Below are 5,099 nucleotides of genomic sequence, written 5' to 3'. Positions count from 1 at the left end.
GGCGGCGCCGGCTGCCGCCGATCCGCCGACCGCGACCACACCGGCGCGCCCCAGTCAGCAGAAAAGGCCGCCGGCGGCGCGCCCCGCCAATCCCGCGCCGGCCCGGCAGGGCGCGGTGCAGTCCTCGCCGCCGGTGGTCCAGCGCTAGGCTCGCGGGCCTTGCCTGCGGACATTGCGGATTCCACTTTCCGGCAAAATAGTCTTAAGATTCGCGTGGCTTGATGGCCTCGCGAATCCCGTGTTCCTGGAGAATCTCAACCGATGGCGCTGTCGTCCATGACCGGCTTTGCCCGAAGCCACGGCGCGAGCGGGCCGTACACGTTCGAATGGGAATTGAAGTCGGTCAACGCCAAGGGCTTTGACCTCAGGGTGCGGCTGCCGCAGGGGTTCGACGAACTCGAGACCCATACCAAGAAGCGCGCCGGCGAACTGTTGTCGCGCGGCACCGTCTACGCCAATCTCAACGTCAAGCGCACCAACGCCGCCGCCACGGTGCGCGTCAACGAGGACGTGCTCAACGCCGTGCTGAAGGCCGCCGCAATGATCTCCGGCAAGGTCGATGCGGTGGCGCCGAGCGTCGACGGCCTGCTCGCCATCAAGGGCGTGGTCGAGGTCGCCGAGCCCGAGGGCGACGAGGAGGAGGACAAGGCCGCGCGTGCCGCTGCGGCCGAAGCCTTCGACAAGGCGCTCGCCGACCTCGTCGAGATGCGCAAGCGCGAGGGGACCTCGCTCGGGCAGATCCTGACCCAGCGGGTCGACGAGATCGAGCAGCTTGCGAGAAAGGCGGAAGCGGCGCCCGGCCGCAAGCCCGAGGCGATCAAGGCGAAGCTCACCGAGCAGATCGCAAACCTGCTCGACACCTCCGACCGTTTCGATTCCGATCGCCTGATGCAGGAAGCGATCCTGATCGCGACCAAGGCCGACATCCGCGAGGAACTCGACCGCATCGCCTCCCACATCGCGCAGGCGCGCGAGCTGATCGGCAAGGGCGGCCCGATCGGGCGCAAGCTCGATTTTCTGGCGCAGGAGTTTCACCGCGAGGTCAACACCTGCTGCTCGAAGTCGAACGACATCGAGCTCACCAACACGGGGCTCGCCATGAAGAATGTGGTCGAGCAGTTCCGCGAGCAGGTCCAGAATCTGGAGTGATCGATGACGACGGGCGGTCACGGAACTGACGGTGTCGAGCGGCGCGGATTGATGTTCGTGCTGTCCTCGCCCTCGGGCGCGGGCAAGACGACGCTGTCGCGTCTCCTGATCGAGCGGATGCCGGGCCTCAGGATGTCGGTCTCCGCCACCACGCGCGCCAAGCGTCCAGGCGAGGTCGACGGCCGCGACTATCTGTTCGTCGACAAGGCGAGGTTCGAGGCCATGGTGAAGGGCGACGAGCTGCTGGAATGGGCAACCGTGTTCGACAACAGCTACGGCACGCCGCGCGCGCCGGTCGAAGCGGCGCTTTCGTCCGGACAGGACGTGCTGTTCGACATCGACTGGCAGGGTACGCAGCAGCTGCGCGAGAAGGCCCGCGCCGACGTCGTCAGCGTCTTCATCCTGCCGCCCTCGGCCGGAGATCTCGAGAAGCGCCTGCACTCACGTGCGCAGGATTCCGACGAGGTGATCCGCAAGCGGATGAGCCGCGCCAGCCACGAGATGAGCCACTGGGCCGAGTACGACTACATCGTGATCAACCACGACGTCGACGAGGCCTTCGCCGAGGTGCAGTCGATCCTGAAGGCCGAACGCCTCAAGCGCGAGCGGCGGATCGGCCTCGTAGGCTTCGTTCGAAGTTTGCAAGGTCAGCTTCAAGGCTAGGCCGCGACAGGCGCGGTCCTTCCTTCGCCAGCTGTTCCAGCATCGTCGTGATGACGTCGACGTCGACGGCATCGGCTTCACGAGCTGACGGTGCGTCATCGCGGTCCTCGCCGGTCTCGTTGGCACCGAGCCGGGGTGCAGCGGGCATGGTCTCGAATTTCTTGTCGACCGTCTTGATCTCGGCCTTGGCACGCTTGATCTCGACAGATTCTGCGGCCGCGGCGGCGGCGCGTTGTCTGCGCGCGTCGATCAGCTCGATCTCGCGGCCGATCGCCGCAAGTTTTGTCACTTGTCTTTTCGGCTGCGGACGTACCGCATCGAAGTCGACGGGGTGCAACGGCCCGGCGTCGGCCGGCGTTGAATCGAGCCAGGGCGCACGGCTTCCGTCATGGTTCTGCATCCCCCGATCGTCCCAATGTCCGTGACGGTCGGCGGACTGGAGGCGGACGCGCGCGCCGGCGAAGCGGTAGATGATGCTGGCGAGGAGTCCGGCGAGCGCCAGAGCGCCGCCGATCACGAGCAGCAGCATCTGAAGCGAGCCGGTCGGCTTGCCGGCCGTGCCGTCTGCCGCAGCGGTGGACGGGGATTTTGATGGCTTTGCGCCCGGCTGCGCGGCGGCCGCGACAGCGGTTGGTGCCGGCGGCGGCGCTGGCGGAGCGGCCGCTGCGGAGACATCGGGCCAGGGCGCGGTGTCGGCGGGTTGCCGCGCGTTGCCGTCAGCGGCCTGGTCGGCGGATTGTTGTACCGGCGTCGCGGCGGCGGCTTGCGCAGGGGCGTTCGGCGTCCTGGGGGCGGCGTCGCTCCGCGGCGTCAGATATTCAGCGCGCGCGTCCTGCACCGCGTGCTGCGGCGGCGCCGGCGTATCTGCCGCCGGTGTATCGCCGGCGGCCTGCGCGGTTTGCGCGGTCCTCGCGCTGTCCTTGTCGCCCGCGGCGCGCAGATACCAGCATTTCCGCTTCGTCGTGCGATCGAGGCGATAGTACCAGTGCTGCCCCTGCGGCGCGGCGCCCTTCGGCGCGGCAAGGCATTCGGTGGCCGCGTTGGCCGTGCTCGATGCGGTTGGCGCGTTCTGCGACAGCGCGGCCAATGGCGCGCCTGCAACGATGCTGGCGACGAGGGTAGAAATGAACTTTGCGGCGCGGTTGCCCATCCTGGTCTCCCGGTTACGCATGACGCAACTCTCAACCAGCCCCTTCTCGTCAAAGAGTTGGGTGGCAATGAGCCGCAAATCCGGAGAGGATGTGGCTTGAATTGGGCCTGCGGCGCGTTCGTTCCGCGGCGATGTCAGGCCTTTTTCCGCCTTACTGCTTGGCTGAGGTCCAGGTTCCGCCGCAGCCGTCGGAGCGACGCCACGTCCCGGACCCGCTGCGGCCGGAGAGGCGGCCCGCGCCGGTGAAGGTTACGCCCTGGCCTTGTCCGCGTGTGCTGACCGAGCCGCTCTGGCTAACGGTTCCGGTCACGCCTTCGCCGATGACTCTGCCCGAGCTGACCACGACCGCGCCGCTCGTGGAGCCGCCGCAACCGACGCTGGTGACGATCCAGGCGCCGTCAAAGCCGCCACGTCCGCCTCCGCTTCGCCGGGACGACGAGCGCGACTCGTCGGCCGGCTTGCTCCGGCGTGCGGACGGAGCCGGTTCGGTCGAGCGGTCCGAACGCGAGCCCGACAGCGACTTCTCGTCGTTGCCGATCGAGCCGCCGGCGCTGCCGGACTGCGCGAAGGCGCACGACGAGGCGATGGCGAGGTTGAGGAGAAAGGCAAGGGCAGTCGTACGGGTGACGGCATTGGGCATGAGCAAAAAATCCGAATGAAAAAGGTATCAGCGGCCGGAGCCGTCGGCGCAGACGGATCCGATAATGCGGCAAGCTTTGCCAGCCTTGCCGCATTCGTCAAGCGCCGCGTCTTTCGCGCGCTGCACGCCATCGCGCTGGACCAGCGACCACGACTTGTCGGAGATGGCGAAGGCGCCGCAGCTTCGGCCGTAGAACGAGAGCTCGATCGGACATTTGGCGTCGCCGCAATTGCCGCGTGCGTCCGCCACCGAGGCGCGCCGCGAGGCGTGATTCCACGACATGCCCCATTTGCTGCTGTCGGGCCCGTAGACGATCGAGCCCCACGGCTTCAGATCCTCCATCCTGCGCATCCTCAGCAGCAGGCCTTCGGTCGCTTCACCTGTCGGCGCCATCGAGATCCGCTGCTGGAGTTTCGTGATCGCGCGCGTCAGGCCGTCGGGCGTGTCAGGATCGAAATTGAGCTCGTAGAGCCGCTCGCTCAGTTCGCTGAGCAGGGCGGCATCGCGCAGCGGCACGCGGTCGGGGTCGGCGCGCAGCCGATCGGGCAACGGATCGGGCGGCATCGCCGCGACCTGCGGCGGCGGGCTTTGCCTCGGCGGCACGAAATAGAAGGTGCCGTCGATCGGCGAGGACGATACCCAGGGCTGCTGCGCGCCTGATGTGGCGCGTTTCACGGCAAGACCGACCTGGTTGAAGGTCTGAAACACGTCGAGGCCCGCGACCCGGATCGTCGTGGCGAGCGCCTTGGTATAGGGGCTGTGGCCGTCGCTGCCGTCCTGGGCGACGTTGCCGGGCTGGGTCGCATAGGAGATCAGCGTGCCCTCCGGCGCACGCATCTGCGCGAGGCCGCCGTCGGAGGAACGAAGGCCGCGTGAGCCAAAGGGGTTGTTACGGCAGGCATCGAGGATCACGAGGTTGAGGCGCGTGCCTGAACCCTGCATCTGGCGCAGCACGAGGTTGACGTCGGTCATCTGGAAATCGACGTCGGCCTCCCGGGTCGGATTGGCGCCGACGGGCACGAGATAGTTGGAGCCTGCGACCTGCACGCCGTGGCCGGCATAGTAGAACAGCGCGACGTCGGCGCCCTGGACCTGCCGGCCAAAGCTCTGCACTGCGATGTCCATCGCGCCCTTGTCGAGATCGAGCTGGGCGCGTCCGCCGACCAGCGTGAAGCCGAGCGCGCCGAGCGTCTCCGCCATCAGGCTGGCGTCCCTGGACGGATTGTCGAGCGGGGTGATGTTCTTGTAGGCGGAGTTGCCGACCACGAGCGCGATGCGCTTCTCGGCCGATGCTTGAAGCGTCGTGACGGCGAGCACGGCGGCGATCAGCGCCGCCAGCCCCGGGACGCGATTGAAAATCCTCGCGCGCATCAAAAATCCTCAAAATAAGGGCGCCAGTCTAACAGCCCGCCGCGCAGGCGAAAAGCACCGCGACAGTCTGCGCCTGTGGGCGAGGGTCATGACGTCGCGTTCCCGCGGCGCGTTTCGCCCGAGCTT

General features: G+C 67.5%; 5 protein-coding genes. 2 read left to right on the top strand and 3 right to left on the bottom strand.

Annotated features, from left to right (window positions below):
* The first annotated feature begins 261 nt into the window (after nucleotides 1-261).
* Nucleotides 262-1,149, top strand: coding sequence for a YicC/YloC family endoribonuclease (locus tag IC50_RS15100; protein WP_035705865.1), 888 nt, complete (start codon nucleotides 262-264; stop codon nucleotides 1,147-1,149).
* Between the two features lie 3 nt (nucleotides 1,150-1,152).
* Complete coding sequence (gene gmk / locus IC50_RS15095) at nucleotides 1,153-1,812, top strand: guanylate kinase (RefSeq protein WP_035705862.1); 660 nt, start codon at nucleotides 1,153-1,155, stop codon at nucleotides 1,810-1,812.
* On the opposite strand, the gene IC50_RS15090 is transcribed toward gmk, so the two are convergent.
* The 3 genes from IC50_RS15090 to IC50_RS15080 all read right to left on the bottom strand — a co-directional run bounded on the left by IC50_RS15090 (nucleotide 1,745) and on the right by IC50_RS15080 (nucleotide 4,973).
* Nucleotides 1,745-2,962, bottom strand: a complete 1,218-nt coding sequence (locus IC50_RS15090) for a hypothetical protein (protein WP_035705859.1) — start codon at nucleotides 2,960-2,962, stop codon at nucleotides 1,745-1,747. The genes gmk and IC50_RS15090 overlap by 68 nt on opposite strands.
* 151 nt (nucleotides 2,963-3,113) lie before the next feature.
* Entirely contained in the window at nucleotides 3,114-3,602 is a 489-nt protein-coding gene (locus tag IC50_RS15085; protein ID WP_035705857.1) for a hypothetical protein, read from the bottom strand.
* Between the two features lie 27 nt (nucleotides 3,603-3,629).
* On the bottom strand, nucleotides 3,630-4,973 hold the full coding sequence (locus IC50_RS15080) for a caspase family protein (protein ID WP_035705855.1): 1,344 nt from the start codon (nucleotides 4,971-4,973) through the stop codon (nucleotides 3,630-3,632).
* Nucleotides 4,974-5,099 lie beyond the last annotated feature (126 nt).

It is taken from the genome of Bradyrhizobium genomosp. I (2014) (assembly GCF_000261685.1).
Classification (GTDB): Bacteria; Pseudomonadota; Alphaproteobacteria; order Rhizobiales; family Xanthobacteraceae; genus Bradyrhizobium.
This window is presented reverse-complemented; position numbering and strand designations above follow the sequence as displayed.

Excerpts from the sequence above, each read along its gene's own strand:
- IC50_RS15100 (WP_035705865.1), top strand. The coding sequence starts at position 262 with ATGGCGCTGTCGTCCATGACCGGCTTTGCCCGAAGCCACGGCGCGAGC.
- gmk (WP_035705862.1), top strand. The coding sequence starts at position 1,153 with ATGACGACGGGCGGTCACGGAACTGACGGTGTCGAGCGGCGCGGATTG.
- IC50_RS15090 (WP_035705859.1), bottom strand. The coding sequence starts at position 2,962 with ATGGGCAACCGCGCCGCAAAGTTCATTTCTACCCTCGTCGCCAGCATC.
- IC50_RS15085 (WP_035705857.1), bottom strand. The coding sequence starts at position 3,602 with ATGCCCAATGCCGTCACCCGTACGACTGCCCTTGCCTTTCTCCTCAAC.
- IC50_RS15080 (WP_035705855.1), bottom strand. The coding sequence starts at position 4,973 with ATGCGCGCGAGGATTTTCAATCGCGTCCCGGGGCTGGCGGCGCTGATC.